The organism is Streptomyces coffeae, assembly GCF_016741875.1.
GTDB lineage: Bacteria > Actinomycetota > Actinomycetes > Streptomycetales > Streptomycetaceae > Streptomyces > Streptomyces coffeae.
This window is the reverse complement of the sequence record NZ_JAERRF010000013.1, coordinates 40,034-58,318: the sequence shown is the minus strand read 5'-3', so window position 1 is coordinate 58,318 and position 18,285 is coordinate 40,034. Positions and strand designations below refer to the sequence as shown.

Genomic DNA, 18,285 nt, shown 5'->3' with positions numbered 1-18,285 from the left:
TCACCGGCTCACAGGGGGATGATGTCCGGCGCGCCCAGCCGGGCGGCGTCCGCCGTCAGATCGTCCGGCTGCCGCTGTGATTCGCGTTCGGCCTCCACCCGCTTCTCGTAGTGCTCGACCTCCTTGTCGACCTGCTCCTGGCCCCAGCCGAGCACCCCGGCCATCAACTCGGCCGCCTCGCGCGCGCTGCGCGTACCGCGGTCGAAGGTCTCGATGGAGATGCGGGTGCGGCGGGTGAGCACATCGTCGAGATGGCGGGCGCCCTCATGGGACGCGGCGTAGACGATCTCGGCGCGCAGATAGTCCTCGGCCCCGGGCAGCGGTTCGCCGAGGGAGGGGTCCTGGGCGATCAGCTCCAGCACCTCGTCGGCCAGCGCTCCGTAGCGGTTCAGCAGATGCTCCACCCGCGCCACATGGAGTCCGGCCCGCCGGGCGATCCGGGCCCGTGCGTTCCACAGGGCCTTGTAGCCCACGGCGCCGATGAGCGGCACCTCTTCGGTCACGCACGGCCCGACCCGGCGGTCGAGGCCGTGCACCGCCTCGTCCACCGCGTCCTTGGCCATCACCCGGTAGGTGGTGTACTTGCCGCCCGCGACCACCACCATCCCCGGCACGGGGTGGGCCACCGTGTGCTCGCGCGAGAGCTTGCTGGTGGCGTCCGACTCCCCGGCCAGCAGCGGGCGCAGCCCGGCGTAGACCCCCTCCACGTCGTCGCGGGTCAGCGGCACCGCCAGCACCTCGTTGACATGCTCCAGCAGATAGTCGATATCGGCGCTGGAGGCGGCCGGATGGGCCTTGTCCAGGTCCCAGTCGGTGTCGGTGGTGCCGACGATCCAGTGGCGGCCCCAGGGGATGACGAACAGCACGCTCTTCTCGGTGCGCAGGATCAGCCCGGTCGTGGAGTGGATCCGGTCGCGGGGCACGACCAGGTGGATGCCCTTGGAGGCGCGGACGTGGAACTGGCCACGCTCCCCGATCAGCGCCTGGGTCTCGTCCGTCCACACCCCGCTGGCGTTCACCACTTGGCGGGCGCGGACCTCGAACTCCCCGCCCTGTTCCAGATCGTGCACCCGGGCGCCGACCACCCGCGCCCCCTCCCGCAGAAAGCCGACCACCCGCGCCCGGTTGGCGGCATACGCCCCGTAGCGGGCGGCCGTGCGCACCAGCGCGGTGACGAAGCGGGCGTCGTCCACCTGGGCGTCGTAGTACTGCAACGCCCCGACCAGGGTGTCCTTGCGGAGACAGGGAGCCACCCGCAGCGCACGGCCCCGGGTCAGATGGCGGTGGACGGGCAGCCCGCGGCCGTGTCCGGAGGAGACCGACATCGCGTCGTAGAGCGCGACCCCCGCCCCCGCGTAGAGCCGCTCCCAGCCCCGGTGCTTGAGGGGATAGAGGAACGGCACCGGCTTCACCAGATGCGGAGCGATCCTCTCCAGCAGCAGTCCGCGCTCCTTCAGCGCCTCTCTGACGAGGGCGAAGTCCAGCATTTCCAGATAGCGCAGCCCCCCGTGGACCAGCTTGCTGGACCGGCTGGAGGTGCCCGAGGCCCAGTCGCGCGCCTCGACCAGGCCGGTTTCCAGACCGCGGGTCGCGGCGTCCAGCGCGGTGCCCGCGCCGACCACTCCGCTGCCCACGACCAGCACGTCCAGCTCACGGTCCGCCATCCGGGCCAGCGCCTCGCCTCGCTCGGACGGTCCCAGTGCCGGTGTCCTCACCGCTGCCTCCCGTTGTGATCGACATCACGTCGCACGTGCAGAGATTTTCCTGGCTTTCTCCTCGCCGTGCCATGGCGCTGCTCCGCCCACTGCCGCAACACCGGGCCAACACCCCCCACCAATACTGAATACGAGTCATATTTCCGCTTAGTCTGCCTTTGCGCCATCCGGAATCGCCTCGGGAAGGACGGCTCGCAGTCATGCCCGCAGATCTCGCCGTCATCGGACTCGGCCATCTCGGTCTCCCCCTCGCCCAGGCCGCCACCGCCGCGGCCATCACCACCGTCGGCTACGACCCCGATCCGCGCGCCATCGGCGATCTGCGGGCCGGCCGGCTGCCCTCCGGGGCCGGTGACGGCCGGCTGTCCGCCGCCGAGCTGCGCCGGATGGTGGCCGGTGGCTTCCGGATCACCGCCGACCCCACCGAGCTGGGCCGCGTCCGTACCGCCGTGATCTGCGCCCCGACCCCGCTGGGCGAGGACCGGAAGCTCGATCTGTCGGCGGTCGCCGAGGCGGCCCGTACGCTTGCGGCGCGGCTGCGCCCGCACACCACTGTCCTGTTGGAATCCACCGTGTACCCCGGCACCACCGAGGAATTCCTGCGTCCGGTCCTGGAGGAGGGGTCCGGACTGCGGGCCGGACGCGACTTCCATCTCGCCTACTCCCCCTGCCGCCTCGACCCCGGCAACCGCGCCCACGGCCTCGCCAACACCCCCAAGGTGATCGGCGGTCTCACCCCCGCCTGCACCGAGGCCGCCGCCGCGTTCTACGGCCGGTTCACCGAGAAGGTGGTGCGCGCCCGCGGCCCGCGCGAGGCCGAGACCGTCAAGGTCCTGGAGACCAACTACCGCCACGTCAATATCGCCCTGGTCAACGAGATGGCGGTGTACTGCCACGACCTGGGCGTGGACCTGTGGGACGTGGTCCGGTGCGCCGAGACCAAGCCCTTCGGCTTCCAGTCCTTCCGCCCCGGGCCCGGCGTCGGCGGCCACGGTGTGCCCGTCGACCACGACCACATGGCCTACCAGCAGCGCGGGCTCGGCCTCCCGCTGCGGATGGTCGAGCTGGCGCAGCAGGTCAACGGGCGGATGCCGGGCTATGTCACCCAGCGGTGCACGGCCCTGCTCAACGAGTACGGCAAGTCCGCGCGCGGTGCGCACATCCTGCTGCTGGGCGTCGGCTACAAGCCCGACATCGCCGACGAGGAGTGCTCACCCGCCCGGGAGATCGCGTCCCGGCTGATGGAGCTGGGCGCCGAGATCAGCTACCACGACCCGTATGTGCCGCAGTGGCGGGTGCGGGGACGGCGGGTGGAGCGCACGGACGCGCTGTACGAGGCGGCGGCCGACGCGGACCTGACGGTGCTGCTGCAACACCACCGGGCGTACGACCTGCAAGGGCTCGCGGTGAAGGCCCAACTGCTGCTGGACACCAGGGGGGCGAGCCCGGCGGGAACGGCGCACCGGCTCTGACGGCGGCCCGGGCGCCGGGCGCGGTGGCCGTCCGTCACGCCCGGCGCGTGCGGCGCAGCCGGACCGCGGCGGCCAGCATGATCAGCAGCACCCCGCCCCCGACGAACGCGATGGCCCCCGAGGGCACCGACCGCACCTGCGCGGTGAACGTCATCGGCTCGCCCCAGGGCTCGCCGTCCGAGGTGGTGTAGAGCCGGGCGGTCAGCCGCACCGGGCCGTTGGCGTAGGCGCTCACCCTGACCCGTACCGTCCGGCTCACCGCCCGGGACGCCCGTACCTCCACCGACCGCTCCACTGTGCTCAGCCGCTCCGGCCGGCTGGAGAGCACCCGCAGTTCGACCCCGGTGAGGTCCTGCTGAAGCCCGTTGTCGACGGTGACCGGGATGGTCGCGGAGCCCCCGGCCACCACCACCGTCGACTTGGGCACCAGCCGCACCGACGCCATCGAAGCGCTCAGATATCGGGCCACACCCCGCTGGTAGGCACCGGCGGCCTCCGCGTCACCGCGCCAGGCGGTCGACAGGGAGCGCGCCATCGCCGCCCGTACGGACGCGGCGGTGGCCCGCGCGTCCGACAGCACCTTCGCCAGCGCCCGCAGCCGCCGCCGGTCCCGGGCGACCGCCGCGAGCCGGGCGGGCGGCAGCTCGGAGGCGCGCAGCGCCGCCGGATAGCCCTCAAAGCTCCGCAACTCCCCCGGCTCCGGCTCGCGCAGCGCCACCTCGAACCGGGCGGGCGCCAGCCAGCCCGCCTTCTGGCCGTCGGCCAGCGCCCCGAGCAGTACGCCCGCCACCGCGACCGACATCCGGCGCGGCGGCGCCACCACCAGATCGCGGCGGACGTACGGCAGTTCCCGTACGGCCGTCAGCGTCTCGGCGAGCAGCCGCTGCCGCAGCCGCAGCCGGGCGGGCGCTCCGGCGGCGGACCTGCCGCGGGAACCCTGGGAGAGCAGGGCGGCGAGCGTGGTGTCAAAGGTCAGCGCGGTCGTTCCGTCGCCGAGGGACACCGCGCCGTCGTCCGTCGCTCCTCCTGCGACCAGCGCGGCCGACGGGCCGACCGTGCCGCCGGAGGCCAGCACCGTGCCGAGGCCGAGCCGCCGGGTGTACGCGGCGATCGCACCGTCCACCGCGCCGCCCGCGGGCCAGGCCACATCGGCGCGGGCGTGGGTGTCCAGCGCCCGGTCCACCACCGTCCGGCCCACCCGGGACCACCTGCGCAGCAGCCCGGCCAGGGACGCGTCGCCGCGCGCGAGCGAGGCCAGATCCGGGTCCGCGTACGGCAGCGCGATGACGTCCCGTCCGTGGACCGCCCTGCGCAGCGCGGCCAGCCAGTCCGCCGCCACGTCGCCGCCCTCGCCGTCGGTGGCGTCCTGCGGATCGGCGCCACCGGGGGTCCTGGCGACCCGGTAGCCCTCGGCCATGGCCTGGGCCTGGGCGACGAGATCGGGGTCGATCACCCAGGTCACCGGCTGGTCCTGGCCCATCTCGACCAGCCGCCGCAGCCGTCCGCCGGGCCCGAAGGCGGCCTTCAGCGCATCGTCGCGGAAGACCGGCAGCACACGGTCGCGGGTGCGCTGGGTCAGCGCCTCCATATGCGGCACATCGGTGATCGGCCACAGGACGGTGGTGTGCAGCGGCTCCAGATCGGCGCCGTCGGGATAGGCGCACACATAACCGCGCGTCACCCCAAGGACGGTGACGGTGCCGCTGCCGTCCCGGCGGGCCACGTCCACCGTGAGCGCAAACGCCCCGGGCCCGTCGAGGCCCAGGTCCGGTACGGGCACGGTGAGCCGGAAGCGGTGCGCGGCGCCGGGGGCGAGCGCGGCGACGGCGGCGTTGCGGCCCGGCACGGGCGGGCCGTCGGCGCGGCCCAGGGCGGTACGCCCGGCCACGGCGGCGAGCCCGCTGCGGGTGTCGATCGCCCCCGGTCCCCCGATCCGCACCTCGAGGCGGGTGGCACCGACCCGGCGGCCGGAGGTGTTGGTGACGGTCCCGCTGATCTTCAGCTCCCCGCCCTCCCGCACCACCGAGGGGTTCAGCGACTCCAGTTCGACGGAGGTGGGATACGGCACCCGGCTGACGGACCGTGGTCCGGCGGACCGGCCGGGTGCGGTGCCGGGGCCGTGGGCGGACGGCGCGCGGGCGCTCGGGGGCGGTGTACGGGCGACGGCGGAGGGCAGCAGGGAGGCGATCGCGGCCAGGACGGCGACGGTCACGACGACCGCTCGCCTGTGGGCCCCGCGCTCGACTGCCGTCACCTCGACGCCCGCACCTCCCGTCCGCCCGCGTCGCACGGGACGCGGTGCCACCAGCCCACCACGGCCGCCGCACCGCCGCACGTCCGGACACACCGACCGAGGGTCCGGCGCGGAGACCCCGTACCGAGCCCGCCGGACCGGTGCGGGGGGTACGCCGCACGGCCGCGGGCCGTACGGGCACGTCCGCCACGGGCGGACGGGCACGAGGGCCCCGCGCGGGCCATCAGACCCGGACGGTGTCGTGGCGCCTGGGGCGGGCCTCCATGGCGGTCCGCAGGGACGCGAAGTCCTCGACACAGCGGCCGGTGCCGGTGGCCACGCAGTCCAGCGGGTCGTCGGCCACCAGTACCGGGATGTCCAACTCACGGGCCAGCCGGACATCCAGTCCGCGCAGCAATGCGCCGCCGCCGGTCAGCACGATGCCGCGATCCATGATGTCGCCCGCCAGCTCCGGGGGGGTCTCGTCCAGCGTGGACCGGACCGCGGCCACGATGCTGTCCACCGGTTCACCCAGCGCATGCCGCACCTCGTCGGCGGTCAGTTCGAGCACCTTGGGCAGTCCGGTGGCCTGGTCACGGCCGCGGATGGTGCAGCGGTCCGGCGGCAACAGCGCCTGGGTGTCCTCCGGATCGCCGCTGTCGCCCCGAAGGACGACCTCCACATTCCGCTCCGCCCGCCGGACGGCCGCGGCGACGCGCGGCGTCGACTGCGAACCGCCCGGTGCGGCGGAGCCGATGCTCACCTTGATCTCCTCGGCGGTCCGTTCACCGATCGCGAGTGCGTAGTGCTTCTTCACATACGCGCTGATCGCGGTGTCCATCGCATCGCCCGCCACCCGCACCGAACGGGCGGTGACAATGCCGCCCAGCGAGACGACCGCGACCTCCGTCGTCCCGCCGCCGACGTCCACCACCATGCAGCCGGTCGGCTCGCTCACCGGCAGCCCCGCCCCGATGGCCGCCGCGATCGGCTCCTCGACCAGGTGCACTTGGCGCGCACCGGCCTGGGCGGCGGCCTCCATCACCGCGCGCCGCTCCACGCCGGTGATACCGGACGGCACACAGACGACAACACGGGGACGGGCGAGACGGCGGCTGCCCGTAACCTTCTTGATGAAGTACCGCAGCATCCGCTCCGCGATCTCGAAATCGGCGATCACGCCATCGCGCAGCGGACGGACGGCGACAATGTTCGTCGGTGTCCGCCCCATGGTCTCCTTCGCCGCCGAACCCACCGACAGCACACTGCCGTCGAGCGTGTTGACGGCCACGACCGACGGCTCGTTGAGCACGATTCCCTTGCCCCGGACGTACACCAGCGTGTTCGCGGTGCCCAGGTCGATGCCCATGTCTCGTCCTGTGAACGACTTGTTCTGCGCCATAAGTTGACATTATTGCTTATGCCGGATTCTGTCCTCCCCGCGGGCATCGCGGCCGGACTGCTCGGCCACTGGTCTTCGGGGAGGTAGAGGGGAAATTCGGCCAGGGCGGTCAGGAGGTCGGCTACTGGGCCCTGCGCATCGGGCTGTTGGCCGGCGCCGCGCTCGGCGCGCTGGGCGGCCGCGCTCCGCTTCTCGCGCTGATCGGCGTACCGTTGGCCCTGGTGAGCATGTGCTTCGCGGAACTGATCGGCGTCGCGGTGCAGATGGGGGACGAGAGTTCCCTGACCCACCCCGGATACCCTGATCGACCACTTCGGGCTGGTGGCCGACCACTGGCGCGGAGAGGTCCTGGGCCGTAACGACATCACGTTCTACGCCGTGGCGGGGGCGGAAAGTTACCTCGTGGCGCAGCGGATCGCTGAAGAGCACCCGGGATATCCATATATGCCGGGACACCGTGTCTCCGTCCGGTCCCAGCCATGTCACGGACGCCAGACACGACTTGTCCCTTTGTCATGCCCTGCTGTTAGTTTTATGGCGCGAACTATTCGTCCGCGTTCCCAGCCCACCGCACCGCAGGTCAGGGCTGTCCCCGGAACGCGGATTTCCACCTTCATCCCCGGGGGATCTCCATGAGCCAGAACTGGCAGCAGCCACAGCAGCCCCAGCAGCCGCAGCAGCCCCAGCAGCCGGCGGGCTACGGCTACCCGCAGCAGCCGCAGGCCCCGCAGTACGGCGCTCCGCAGCCGCAGTACGGTGCGCCGCAGCCGCAGTTCGGCGGCGGCTTCCCGCCGCCCGTGCCGCAGGGCCGACCGGGCAACCCGCTGCTGGCCGTCGGTGCGGCACTCGGGGCCGCCATCGTCGGTGCGCTGGTCTACGCCTTCCTGCTGCTCGCGCTCGCGGACACGGACAGTGGCGAGCCGAAGATTACGCAGTTCGCCTACACCGGTGTAGCCGTCGGTGCGCTCATCGGATTCGTGGTCGCCAAGCTGGGCGGCCGCAACCCCGGTCTCTGGGTGGTCGGCGCGCTGCTGGCCATCGCCGCGGTGTTCGTCGGTGAGCTCTACGGCTACGCCCTGATCATTCACGACACGACCAGCAACATGGCCGAGAAGATGGGCGGCGACGCCAGTTCCGTCCTGTCCTCGAACGAGATCTTCTTCGACCACTTCAGCGACCTGTTCGACACGTGGAAGGAGGAGGCCGAGCCGCTGACGTACATCTTCATGGCCCTCGCTCCGATCGCCGCCGTCAGCTCCGCCTTCCGCCTCAGCAACAACGACTGACGCCACACCACGCACGAAGGGGAAGGCCCCGGCCGCGATGCGGTCGGGGCCTTCCCCTTCGCTGTGGAACCTCCGGCGCGGAACGCTCAGCGCTGGTCGTGCTGCGACGGCGCGACCGTGACCTCGACCCGCTGGAACTCCTTGAGCTCCGAGTAACCGGTGGTGGCCATCGCCCGGCGCAGCGCGCCGAAGAAGTTCATCGAACCGTCCGGGGTGTGCGAGGGGCCGAGCAGAATCTCCTCGGTGGTGCCCACCGCGCCCAGGTTCATCCGCTTGCCGCGCGGCACCTCGTCATGGACGGCCTCCATGCCCCAGTGGTGGCCCCGGCCGGGCGCGTCGGTGGCGCGGGCCAGCGGCGAGCCCATCATCACGGCGTCCGCACCGCAGGCGATGGCCTTCGGCAGATCGCCGCTCCAGCCGACACCGCCGTCGGCGATCACATGCACATAGCGGCCGCCGGACTCGTCCATGTAGTCCCGGCGGGCGGCGGCGACATCGGCCACCGCGGTGGCCATCGGCACCTGGATGCCCAGCACATTGCGGGTGGTGTGCGCGGCGCCGCCGCCGAAGCCGACCAGCACACCGGCCGCGCCGGTGCGCATCAGATGCAGCGCGGCGGTGTACGTGGCGCAGCCGCCCACGATCACCGGCACATCGAGCTCATAGATGAACTGCTTGAGGTTCAGCGGCTCGGCGGCGCCCGACACATGCTCGGCGGAGACCGTCGTACCGCGGATCACGAAGATGTCGACCCCGGCGTCCACCACGGCCTTGGAGAACTGCGCGGTGCGCTGCGGCGACAGGGCGGCGGCGGTCACCACACCCGAATCGCGCACCTCCTTGAGGCGCTGGCCGATCAGATCCTCCTTGATCGGCTCTGCGTAGATCTCCTGCAAACGCCGGGTGGCGGTGCGCTCGTCCAGCTCGGCGATCTCCGCCAGCAGCGGCTCGGGGTCCTCGTAGCGGGTCCACAGCCCCTCGAGGTTGAGAACGCCGAGTCCGCCCAGCTCACCGATGCGGATCGCGGTCTGCGGGGAGACCACCGAGTCCATCGGCGCGGCCAGGAACGGCAGCTCGAAGCGGTAGGCGTCGATCTGCCAGGCGATCGAGACCTCCTTCGGGTCCCGGGTACGACGACTCGGCACAACGGCGATGTCGTCGAACGCATACGCCCTGCGGCCGCGCTTGCCGCGCCCGATCTCGATCTCAGTCACGTGGGTGCCTTTCGCTGCCTGAATCTGCCCTATCAGTATCCCTGCCCGCCGCGCGGGCCCCGTGGCCCGGGGTCGCGCGGGGCATGGGCGTCAGCGGCCGGAGTAGTTGGGCGCCTCGGTGGTCATCTGGATGTCATGCGGGTGGCTCTCCTTGAGACCGGCCGCGGTGATCCGCACAAAGCGGCCCTTGTCCTTCAGCTCCGCCACATCGGCCGAGCCGACATAGCCCATGGACGCCCGCAGACCGCCCACCAGCTGATGGGCGACGGAGGCCAGCGGGCCGCGGTAAGGCACCTGGCCCTCGATGCCCTCGGGGACCAGCTTGTCCTCGGAGAGGACATTGTCCTGGAAGTAGCGGTCCTTGGAGAAGGAACGGCCCTGGCCGCGCGACTGCATGGCGCCCAGCGACCCCATGCCCCGGTAGGACTTGAACTGCTTGCCGTTGATGAAGACCATCTCGCCCGGCGACTCCTCGCACCCGGCCAGCAGGCTGCCCAGCATCACCGTGTCGGCACCGGCCGCGATGGCCTTGGCGATATCACCGGAGAACTGGAGCCCGCCATCGCCGATCAGCGGCACACCGGCCGCGTGGCACGCCTGCGCCGCCTCGTAGATCGCGGTCACCTGGGGCACACCGATACCCGCGACCACGCGGGTGGTGCAGATGGAGCCCGGACCGACGCCGACCTTGACCCCGTCCACACCGGCGTCGATCAGCGCCTGGGCGCCGTCCCGGGTGGCGACATTGCCGCCCACCACATCGACCGCGACATTGGACTTCACCTTGGCGATCATGTCGAGGATGCCCCGGCTGTGGCCATGGGCGCTGTCCACCACCAGGAAGTCGGCCCCGGCCTCGACCAGCGCCTGGGCCCGGTCGAACGCCTCGTCGCCGACACCCACGGCCGCGCCCACGACCAGCCGGCCCTCGGCGTCCTTGGCAGCGTGGGGGTACTGCTCGGCCTTGACGAAGTCCTTGACCGTGATCAGGCCCTTGAGCACCCCGGCGTCGTCCACCAGGGGCAGCTTCTCGATCTTGTGGCGGCGCAGCAGCTGCATCGCGTCCTCGCCGGAGATCCCCACCTTGCCGGTGACCAGCGGCATCGGGGTCATCACCTCGCGGACCTGACGGCCGCGGTCCACCTCGAAGGCCATGTCACGGTTGGTGACGATGCCGAGCAGCTTCCCCGCCGCGTCGGTCACCGGGACACCGCTGATGCGGAACTTCGCGCACAGCGCGTCCGCCTCGTGGAGCGTGGCGTCCGGGCGGACCGTGATCGGGTCGGTCACCATGCCGGACTCGGAGCGCTTGACCAGATCGACCTGGTTGGCCTGGTCCTCGATGGACAGATTGCGGTGCAGCACACCCGCGCCGCCCTGCCGGGCCATGGCGATGGCCATCCGGGACTCGGTGACCTTGTCCATCGCGGCGGACAGCAGCGGGATGTTCACCCGGACGTTCCGAGAGACCCTGGACGAGGTGTCGACCGCGTTCGGCAGCACCTCGGAGGCGCCCGGCAGCAGCAGCACGTCGTCGTACGTCAGCCCGAGCATCGCGAACTTCTCAGGCACTCCGTCGACGTTGTCAGTCATGACACCCTTCCAATGGTCTTGCCCCAGCGCGGACTCCCATGCTAACGGCCTTCCCAGGTGCCCCATCCCGCCCTGTGGACAACTGTGCGCACCCGCACAATGCCGCAGCTCAGGCCGGGCCCATGGCTACTGCTCGGCGAGCGCGCGCAGCCTGCTGAGGGCGCGGTGCTGCGCGACCCGTACCGCTCCGGGCGACATCCCGAGCATCTGTCCGGTCTCCTCGGCGGTCAGCCCGACCGCGACCCGGAGCAGCACCAGCTCGCGCTGGTTCTCCGGGAGATTGGCGAGCAGCTTCTTGGCCCACTCCGCGTCACTGCTGAGCAGCGCCCGCTCCTCGGGCCCCAGGGAGTCGTCCGGCTGCTCCGGCATCTCGTCCGAGGGCACGGCGGTGCTCCCCGGGTGACGCATGGCGGCCCGCTGGAGATCCGCGACCTTGTGCGCGGCGATGGCCACGACGAACGCCTCGAAGGGCTTGCCGGTGTCGCGGTAGCGCGGCAGCGCGCAGAGCACCGCGAGACAGACCTCCTGCGCGAGGTCGTCCACAAAGTGCCGGGCGTCCCCGGGCAGTCTGGACAGCCGCGTACGGCAGTAGCGCAGGGCCAGCGGATGCACATGGGCGAGCAGGTCATGAGTGGCCTGCTCATCCCCTTCGACGGCGCGCCCGACCAGGGCACCGATCGCCCCGGTGGCCCCCGGGGCACCGCCCTTGGGCAGCCCTGGCCTCTCGTCGTCGCGCATCCGTCCATGGTGCCTTGGGCCCGGAGGCTCCGTGGCACCGCGTCCTTGGTTGTGCGCTGAAGCGTTATGAGCAGGTGCGCCGGCTGTCGTCACGTCCTGCGCTCTCCCCTCACGCCCTACCGACTCGTCCCCGAGGAACTCCACACCATCAAGGATGCGGCATCGCGCGGGGAACTGATACAAGCCGTTGCCACAGCACCCGCCGCACCCGCTCTCGCCCCGCCCGCCACCCGGCGGGCGGGGACCGTCGCGCCCCCGCTGCGCAGCACGTCGACGATGGGCTGGTCCGCTAGCGGACCAGCCCCCAGCGGAACCCGAGGGCCACCGCATGCGCCCGGTCCGAAGCACCGAGCTTCTTGAACAGCCGGCGGGCGTGCGTCTTGACCGTGTCCTCGGAGAGGAACAGCTCACGGCCGATCTCGGCGTTGGACCGGCCGTGGCTCATGCCCTCCAGCACCTGGATCTCCCGCGCGGTGAGGGTGGGCGCCGCGCCCATCTCGGCGGACCGCAGCCGCCTCGGCGCCAGCCGCCACGTGGGGTCGGCCAGCGCCTGGGTCACGGTGGCCCGCAACTCGGCGCGCGAGGCGTCCTTGTGCAGATAGCCACGGGCGCCGGCGGCCACCGCCAGCGCCACTCCATCGAGATCCTCGGCCACCGTGAGCATGATGATCCGGGCGCCGGGGTCGGCGGACAGCAGCCGCCGCACGGTCTCGACTCCGCCGAGACCGGGCATCCGTACGTCCATCAGAATCAGATCCGAGCGGTCGGCACCCCAGCGGCGGAGGACTTCCTCGCCGTTGGCCGCTGTCGTCACACGCTCGACACCGGGCACGGTCGCCACCGCGCGGCGCAGTGCTTCTCGGGCAAGCGGGGAGTCGTCGCAGACGAGGACGGATGTCATGGCCGCCCTCCGCAGCTGATGCGCGTCACCTTGAGCCTCCAGGCTGGTACATATCGTCACCTGTGCGATTGACAGCCCCGGATATCTGTCCGAGAGCTTTACCCATCAACCGCCTCCGCACTCTCAACGACGGTCACCCGAAAGAGTTACGGGGTTCGGCGGCCACCTTCGACACTCTACGTGAGGGGACGGATACAGAGCTGCTTCGTCGCGCCGGTCGCGCCGCAGTGCCTCTCCCCCATCGGTCCTCCCCAGGTCATCCCCTTCGGTGGCATTTGGCGACCTTGCTTCCAATTTGCCGAGCTGTGTGGCTAGATTCGCAATGAGTCATATTTACATCTACTTACACCGTAGGTGTACGACCCAGGACACAGCGTCCGCAGCCGATCGCTTCGAGGAGACAAGGCAATGGCAGATTTCTCCCGTCTTCCCGGTCCGAACGCCGACCTGTGGGACTGGCAGCTTCTGGCCGCGTGTCGCGGGGTCGACAGCTCGCTCTTCTTCCACCCGGAGGGAGAGCGCGGCGCGGCCCGCAGCGCGCGGGAGATGTCGGCGAAAGAGGTGTGCATGCGCTGCCCGGTACGGGCGCAGTGCGCGGCTCACGCACTCGCCGTACGCGAGCCGTACGGCGTGTGGGGCGGACTGACCGAGGACGAACGCGAGGAGCTCATGGGGCGGGCGCGCCACCGCGCGGTGGCCACCTCGTCAGGACCTCCCGGATCCTGACGGCAGGCCCCACCCGACCGACTGAAGAAACGTTCCATCACCCATCCGGCCGCATCCGGAGACGACGAGCTGCGGATTTCCGTCCGTACGGCGCGGGTTCTCAACGCCTCTCACCGCGCAGGCCCCCGGCCCGACGCGCCCCTCAGCGGCATGCCGCCCGCTCCAGCCGGTCCAGCGTGGCCGCCACCGCGGGCACCCGTGCCAGGTCCGGCAGTGTCAGCGCCACCACCTCACGCCGCACCGCGGGCTTGACCTCCAGCGTCACCGCCCCCTTGGCGCGCACCGACTCCAGCGCCAGCTCCGGCAGCACCGCGACCCCGAGCCCGGCCGCCACCAGGCCGATCACCGCCGGGTAGTCGTCCGTCGCGAAGTCGATCCGCGGGGTGAAGCCCTCGGACTCGCACACCTCCACCAGGTGACGGCGGCAGCGCGGGCAGCCCGCGATCCACGGCTCCTCCGCCAGCTCCGCCATCCCCACCGTCCCGGTCCCCGCCAGCCGGTGCTCCCGCGGGACCACGACCACCAGCCGGTCGCTCAGCAGCGGCCGGGCCACCAGGTCCTCCCAGCCCGGACCCGCCTCCGCCGCGCCATCGACCTGCGGATAGCGGAAGGCCACGGCGATCTCACAGTCACCCGCCCGGAGCATCTCCACCGAGCGCGGCGGTTCGGCCTCCACCAGCGAGACCCGGGTCCCTGGGTGAGCGGCGCGCATCTCGGCGAGCGCGGTCGGCACCAGCGTCGAACTGCCGCTGGGGAACGACACCAGCCGCACCCGGCCCGCCCGCAGCCCGGCTATCGCCGCGACCTCCTCCTCGGCGGCGGTCAGCCCGGCCAGGATGCCCGCGGCGTGCCGCACCAGGGCCTCGCCCGCCTCGGTCAGCCGCATCTCCCGGCCGGTACGGATCAGCAGCGGGGTGCCCGCGGCTCCCTCCAGGGCCTTCATCTGCTGGCTGACGGCCGGCTGGGTGCAGCCCAGCTCACGCGCCGCCGCGGAGAAGGAGCCGGTGGCGGCCACCGCGCGCAGCACCCTGAGATGACGGGCCTCGATCATGTCTTTGAGCATAAGCGACCCTTGGACACGAACCGCACTATCGCGTCGACGCTTTGGTCTTGGTCGTTTACCGTTCGAGCATGGTGCAATTCGCGGGCGTGCTCACCGTGAACGTCGGGCGCGCGATGATGGTCGACTACACCGACTGCCCCACCGGCACCGGTATCGACAAGCGGCCGGTCGACGGCCCGGTGCGGGTGACGGCTCCCGGACCGAAGGGCATCGGCGGCAGCGGTCTGGCGGGAGACGCCGTCTGCGACACCCGCTACCACGGCGGCGACGACCAGGCGGTTTATGCCTACGCGCGCGAGGACCTCGACCTCTGGGAGCGCGAGTTGGGCCGTGAGCTGCACAACGGCGCCTTCGGCGAGAACCTCACCACGCGCGGGATCGATGTCTCCGGCACCCTGGTCGGCGAGCGCTGGCGGATCGGCCGCGATCTGCTGCTGGAGGTGACCTCGCCGCGCATCCCCTGCCGGACGTTCGCGGGCTGGCTGGGCGAGCGGGGCTGGCTGAAGCGGTTCACCCTGGCCGCCGTCCCCGGCGCCTATCTGCGGGTGCTCGAACCGGGTGAGGTCCGCTCCGGCGACCGCGTCGAGATCGTGCACCGGCCCGACCACGAGGTGTCCGTCTCCTTCCTGTTCCGCGCCCAGACCACCGAACGGGTGCTGCTGCCGCGGGTGCTGGCCGCGGGTGACGCTCTGCACCCCGAGGCGCGGGAGAAGGCTCTCGACTACCTGGCGAAGGCCGAGCGGCGGCGGGGCGCCGACACCGACCGCTGACGAGCCCTCCCGCGGACGCCGAGGAACCGCTCCGGGCCACCACGGAGAAACGCAGCGGAGCTCAGGGGAACGCAACGCGGAGGAACACAGGGGAACGCGGGGGAACGCCACGGGAACCCGCGCCCCGACGGAAGCATTCGTTCCGGCCAAGACCGATCGAGATCGCCGCACGGCCCGCCCGGTCGCTCCCCTGCCGATAACGTGCGCCTATGACGACTGCACTGATTACCGGGACCACGGCGGGCATCGGCGCCTCCTTCGCGAGCCGGCTTGCCGCCGACGGGCACAACCTGGTGCTCGTCGCCCGCGACGAGAAGCGGCTGCACGAGCAGGCGGCGGATCTGCACGACCGGCACGGCGTGGAGGCCGAGGTGCTGCGGGCCGACCTGTCCGAGGAGGACGGCATCGCGGCGGTCGAGGCCCGGCTCGCCGATCGCACACACCCGGTCGATCTGCTCGTCAACAACGCCGGGTTCGGCAACCGCGGCCGCTATCTGGAGGCGCCGCTCACCGATGAGCTGCGGATGCTCAAACTCCACTGCGAGGCGGTGCTCCGGCTCACCAGCGCGGCCTGCGAGACGATGCGCACCCGGGGCCGCGGCGGGGTGATCAACGTGGCGTCGATCGCGGCGTTCTTCCCGCGCGGGACGTACGGCGCGAGCAAGGCGTGGGTCGTGCAGTTCACCCAGGGCGCGGCGAAGGACCTGGCCGGTGCGGGTGTCCGGCTGATGGTGCTGTGCCCCGGTTTTGTACGGACGGAGTTCCACGCGCGGGCCGGGATCAAGCCGGACAGCGTGCCGAGCTGGATGTGGCTGGACGCCGACCGGCTGGTCGCGACGGCGCTGAAGGACTTCTCGCGCGGGAAGTCGCTGTCGATTCCGGACCCGCGCTACAAGACGATGACGGGGCTGGCGAAGCTGGTCCCGAGGTCCGCGGTGTCCGCGGTCTCCCACCGGGTCGGCCGCAACTACGCCCGCCGGTAACGCGCCCGCAGCAGTCGCCCCTCAGCGTGAAGGCCCAGCGAAGGCTCAGCGAAGGCGCAGCGAACGCGCCCCCGTGCAGCGCGAAGGCGCGGTCACCCCGACCGGGGTGACCGCGCCTTCGTGGCGTACGGCGCGCGTCAGTGCGCGTGACCGTGGCCGTGGCCCGCGGCCTCCGGCTCTTCCTCGGCCGGCTTCTCGACCACCAGGGTCTCGGTGGTGAGCAGCAGCGAGGCGATCGACGCGGCGTTCTCCAGCGCGGAGCGGGTGACCTTGACGGGGTCGATGACGCCCGCCTTCACCAGGTCGCCGTACTCCTCGGTGGCCGCGTTGTAGCCGTGGCCCTTCTCGAGCTCGGCCACCTTCGCGGTGATGACGTAGCCCTCGAGACCGGCGTTCTCGGCGATCCAGCGCAGCGGCTCGACGGAGGCGCGGCGGACCACGGCGACACCGGTGGCCTCGTCGCCGTCCAGGCCGAGGTTGCCCTCGAGCACCTTGGCGGCGTGGACCAGAGCGGAGCCACCACCGGAGACGATGCCCTCCTCGACCGCGGCGCGGGTCGCGGAGATGGCGTCCTCCAGACGGTGCTTCTTCTCCTTGAGCTCGACCTCGGTGGCCGCGCCCACGCGGATCACGCACACACCGCCGGCCAGCTTCGCCAGACGCTCCTGGAGCTTCTCGCGGTCCCAGTCGGAGTCGGTGGCCTCGATCTCGGCCTTGATCTGGGCGATCCGGCCGGTGACGTCCTCGGGCTTGCCGCCACCGTCGACGATGGTGGTGTCGTCCTTGGTGACGGTCACACGGCGGGCGGTGCCCAGCACGTCCAGACCGGCCTGGTCCAGCTTGAGGCCGACCTCCTCGGCGATGACGGTGGCGCCGGTGAGGGTCGCCATGTCGCCGAGCATCGCCTTGCGGCGGTCACCGAAGCCCGGGGCCTTCACCGCGACGGCGTTGAAGGTGCCACGGATCTTGTTGACGACGAGGGTGGACAGGGCCTCGCCCTCCACGTCCTCGGCGATGATCAGCAGCGGCTTGCTGGCACCGGCCTGGATGACCTTCTCCAGCAGCGGCAGCAGGTCCTGGATCGAGGCGATCTTGCCCTGGTGGATCAGGATGTACGGGTCGTCGAGGACGGCCTCCATACGCTCCTGGTCGGTCACCATGTACGGCGAGAGGTAGCCCTTGTCGAAGGCCATGCCCTCGGTGAAGTCGAGCTCCAGACCGAAGGTGTTGGACTCCTCGACGGTGATGACGCCGTCCTTGCCGACCTTGTCCATCGCCTCGGCGATGAGCTCGCCGACCTGCTTGTCCTGCGCGGACAGCGCGGCCACGGCGGCGATGTCGGACTTGGAGTCGATCGGGCGGGCGGTGGCCAGCAGGTCGTCCGAGACGGCCTTGACCGCGGCGTCGATGCCCTTCTTCAGGGCGGCCGGGGAGGCACCGGCGGCCACGTTGCGCAGGCCCTCGCGGACCAGCGCCTGGGCCAGCACGGTGGCGGTGGTGGTGCCGTCACCCGCGATGTCGTTGGTCTTGGTCGCCACCTCCTTGACGAGCTGGGCGCCGAGGTTCTCGTACGGGTCCTCGACCTCGACCTCACGGGCGATGGTGACACCGTCGTTGGTGATGGTCGGCGCGCCGAACTTCTTGTCGATGACCACGTTGCGGCCACGGGGGCCGATGGTCACCTTGACCGTGTCCGCCAGCTTGTTGACGCCGCGCTCGAGGGCGCGACGGGCGTCCTCGTCGAACTTCAGGATCTTCGCCATGAGTTGCGTATGTCCTCTCAAACGAACCGCGCCCCGACCCCGGGTATCTGTGACACGGGCACCGGGGCGCGGCTCATAGGCAAAACTTCGGTGATTACTTCTCGATGATCGCGAGGACGTCGCGAGCCGAGAGGACGAGGTACTCCTCGCCGCTGTACTTCACCTCGGTGCCGCCGTACTTGCTGTAGAGCACGACGTCACCGACGGCGACGTCGAGCGGAAGACGGTTGCCGTCCTCGAAGCGGCCCGGGCCCACGGCCAGGACGACGCCCTCCTGGGGCTTCTCCTTGGCGGTGTCCGGGATGACCAGACCGGAAGCCGTGGTCTGCTCGGCGTCGAGCGGCTGGACCACGATGCGGTCCTCGAGCGGCTTGATGGCAACCTTGGAGCTGGTGGTCGTCACGATCCGACCTCCCCCTTCGGAGA

15 protein-coding genes are annotated in these 18,285 nt (G+C 71.3%); 5 read left to right on the top strand and 10 right to left on the bottom strand.

Going from position 1 to position 18,285, the window contains the following annotated elements; translation table 11 throughout:
* Window positions 1–8 precede the first annotated feature (8 nt).
* A complete protein-coding gene (locus JK363_RS22485) occupies window positions 9–1,715 on the bottom strand; it encodes a glycerol-3-phosphate dehydrogenase/oxidase (RefSeq protein ID WP_201876801.1) in 1,707 nt (568 codons plus the stop codon).
* Window positions 1,716–1,915: 200 nt separating this feature from the next.
* On the opposite strand from JK363_RS22485, the gene JK363_RS22480 reads away from it, so the two are divergent.
* Entirely contained in the window at window positions 1,916–3,187 is a 1,272-nt protein-coding gene (locus JK363_RS22480) for a nucleotide sugar dehydrogenase (RefSeq protein WP_201876800.1), read from the top strand.
* A gap of 34 nt (window positions 3,188–3,221) precedes the next feature.
* On the opposite strand, the gene JK363_RS22475 is transcribed toward JK363_RS22480, so the two are convergent.
* Together JK363_RS22475 and JK363_RS22470 are read right to left on the bottom strand one after the other, a co-directional pair.
* The gene (locus tag JK363_RS22475) at window positions 3,222–5,441 is read right to left on the bottom strand and encodes a DUF6049 family protein (RefSeq protein ID WP_201876799.1); all 2,220 of its coding nucleotides are present in this window, start codon (window positions 5,439–5,441) and stop codon (window positions 3,222–3,224) included.
* Window positions 5,442–5,664: 223 nt separating this feature from the next.
* On the bottom strand, window positions 5,665–6,822 hold the full coding sequence (locus JK363_RS22470; protein ID WP_201876798.1) for a rod shape-determining protein: 1,158 nt from the start codon (window positions 6,820–6,822) through the stop codon (window positions 5,665–5,667).
* 632 nt (window positions 6,823–7,454) lie between these two features.
* On the opposite strand from JK363_RS22470, the gene JK363_RS22465 reads away from it, so the two are divergent.
* The gene (locus tag JK363_RS22465) at window positions 7,455–8,108 is read left to right on the top strand and encodes a hypothetical protein (RefSeq protein WP_201876797.1); all 654 of its coding nucleotides are present in this window, start codon (window positions 7,455–7,457) and stop codon (window positions 8,106–8,108) included.
* 86 nt (window positions 8,109–8,194) lie between these two features.
* Here JK363_RS22465 and JK363_RS22460 read toward each other — a convergent pair whose 3' ends face one another.
* The 4 genes from JK363_RS22460 to JK363_RS22445 all read right to left on the bottom strand — a co-directional run bounded on the left by JK363_RS22460 (window position 8,195) and on the right by JK363_RS22445 (window position 12,554).
* Complete coding sequence (locus JK363_RS22460) at window positions 8,195–9,322, bottom strand: GuaB3 family IMP dehydrogenase-related protein (protein WP_201876796.1); 1,128 nt, start codon at window positions 9,320–9,322, stop codon at window positions 8,195–8,197.
* 90 nt (window positions 9,323–9,412) lie between these two features.
* Window positions 9,413–10,915: an IMP dehydrogenase gene (guaB, locus tag JK363_RS22455; RefSeq protein ID WP_201876795.1), complete on the bottom strand. Its 1,503-nt coding sequence runs from the start codon at window positions 10,913–10,915 to the stop codon at window positions 9,413–9,415.
* Between the two features lie 126 nt (window positions 10,916–11,041).
* Window positions 11,042–11,653, bottom strand: a complete 612-nt coding sequence (locus tag JK363_RS22450; protein WP_215911180.1) for a sigma-70 family RNA polymerase sigma factor — start codon at window positions 11,651–11,653, stop codon at window positions 11,042–11,044.
* A 289-nt stretch (window positions 11,654–11,942) separates the two neighbouring features.
* Entirely contained in the window at window positions 11,943–12,554 is a 612-nt protein-coding gene (locus JK363_RS22445) for a response regulator transcription factor (protein ID WP_003948568.1), read from the bottom strand.
* 408 nt (window positions 12,555–12,962) lie between these two features.
* On the opposite strand from JK363_RS22445, the gene JK363_RS22440 reads away from it, so the two are divergent.
* Window positions 12,963–13,280: a WhiB family transcriptional regulator gene (locus JK363_RS22440; protein ID WP_176181258.1), complete on the top strand. Its 318-nt coding sequence runs from the start codon at window positions 12,963–12,965 to the stop codon at window positions 13,278–13,280.
* Window positions 13,281–13,422: 142 nt separating this feature from the next.
* On the opposite strand, the gene JK363_RS22435 is transcribed toward JK363_RS22440, so the two are convergent.
* Complete coding sequence (locus JK363_RS22435) at window positions 13,423–14,331, bottom strand: LysR family transcriptional regulator (protein WP_201876793.1); 909 nt, start codon at window positions 14,329–14,331, stop codon at window positions 13,423–13,425.
* Between the two features lie 80 nt (window positions 14,332–14,411).
* Between JK363_RS22435 and JK363_RS22430 the strand changes: the two genes are divergently transcribed.
* The gene (locus JK363_RS22430) at window positions 14,412–15,113 is read left to right on the top strand and encodes an MOSC domain-containing protein (protein ID WP_201876792.1); all 702 of its coding nucleotides are present in this window, start codon (window positions 14,412–14,414) and stop codon (window positions 15,111–15,113) included.
* A 209-nt stretch (window positions 15,114–15,322) separates the two neighbouring features.
* Window positions 15,323–16,096, top strand: a complete 774-nt coding sequence (locus JK363_RS22425) for an SDR family NAD(P)-dependent oxidoreductase (RefSeq protein ID WP_201876791.1) — start codon at window positions 15,323–15,325, stop codon at window positions 16,094–16,096.
* Window positions 16,097–16,233: 137 nt separating this feature from the next.
* On the opposite strand, the gene groL is transcribed toward JK363_RS22425, so the two are convergent.
* Together groL and groES are read right to left on the bottom strand one after the other, a co-directional pair.
* On the bottom strand, window positions 16,234–17,859 hold the full coding sequence (groL, locus tag JK363_RS22420; protein WP_201876790.1) for a chaperonin GroEL: 1,626 nt from the start codon (window positions 17,857–17,859) through the stop codon (window positions 16,234–16,236).
* A gap of 94 nt (window positions 17,860–17,953) precedes the next feature.
* Window positions 17,954–18,262, bottom strand: coding sequence for a co-chaperone GroES (groES, locus tag JK363_RS22415; RefSeq protein ID WP_201876789.1), 309 nt, complete (start codon window positions 18,260–18,262; stop codon window positions 17,954–17,956).
* Between the last annotated feature and the right edge of the window lie 23 nt (window positions 18,263–18,285).

Bases quoted from the DNA above. Each gene is read 5' to 3' on its own strand.
- JK363_RS22430 (WP_201876792.1), top strand. From the start codon at position 14,412: ATGGTGCAATTCGCGGGCGTGCTCACCGTGAACGTCGGGCGCGCGATG.
- JK363_RS22440 (WP_176181258.1), top strand. From the start codon at position 12,963: ATGGCAGATTTCTCCCGTCTTCCCGGTCCGAACGCCGACCTGTGGGAC.
- JK363_RS22445 (WP_003948568.1), bottom strand. From the start codon at position 12,554: ATGACATCCGTCCTCGTCTGCGACGACTCCCCGCTTGCCCGAGAAGCA.
- guaB (WP_201876795.1), bottom strand. From the start codon at position 10,915: ATGACTGACAACGTCGACGGAGTGCCTGAGAAGTTCGCGATGCTCGGG.
- JK363_RS22470 (WP_201876798.1), bottom strand. From the start codon at position 6,822: ATGGCGCAGAACAAGTCGTTCACAGGACGAGACATGGGCATCGACCTG.
- JK363_RS22450 (WP_215911180.1), bottom strand. From the start codon at position 11,653: ATGCGCGACGACGAGAGGCCAGGGCTGCCCAAGGGCGGTGCCCCGGGG.
- JK363_RS22480 (WP_201876800.1), top strand. From the start codon at position 1,916: ATGCCCGCAGATCTCGCCGTCATCGGACTCGGCCATCTCGGTCTCCCC.
- JK363_RS22465 (WP_201876797.1), top strand. From the start codon at position 7,455: ATGAGCCAGAACTGGCAGCAGCCACAGCAGCCCCAGCAGCCGCAGCAG.
- groL (WP_201876790.1), bottom strand. From the start codon at position 17,859: ATGGCGAAGATCCTGAAGTTCGACGAGGACGCCCGTCGCGCCCTCGAG.
- JK363_RS22435 (WP_201876793.1), bottom strand. From the start codon at position 14,331: ATGATCGAGGCCCGTCATCTCAGGGTGCTGCGCGCGGTGGCCGCCACC.
- JK363_RS22425 (WP_201876791.1), top strand. From the start codon at position 15,323: ATGACGACTGCACTGATTACCGGGACCACGGCGGGCATCGGCGCCTCC.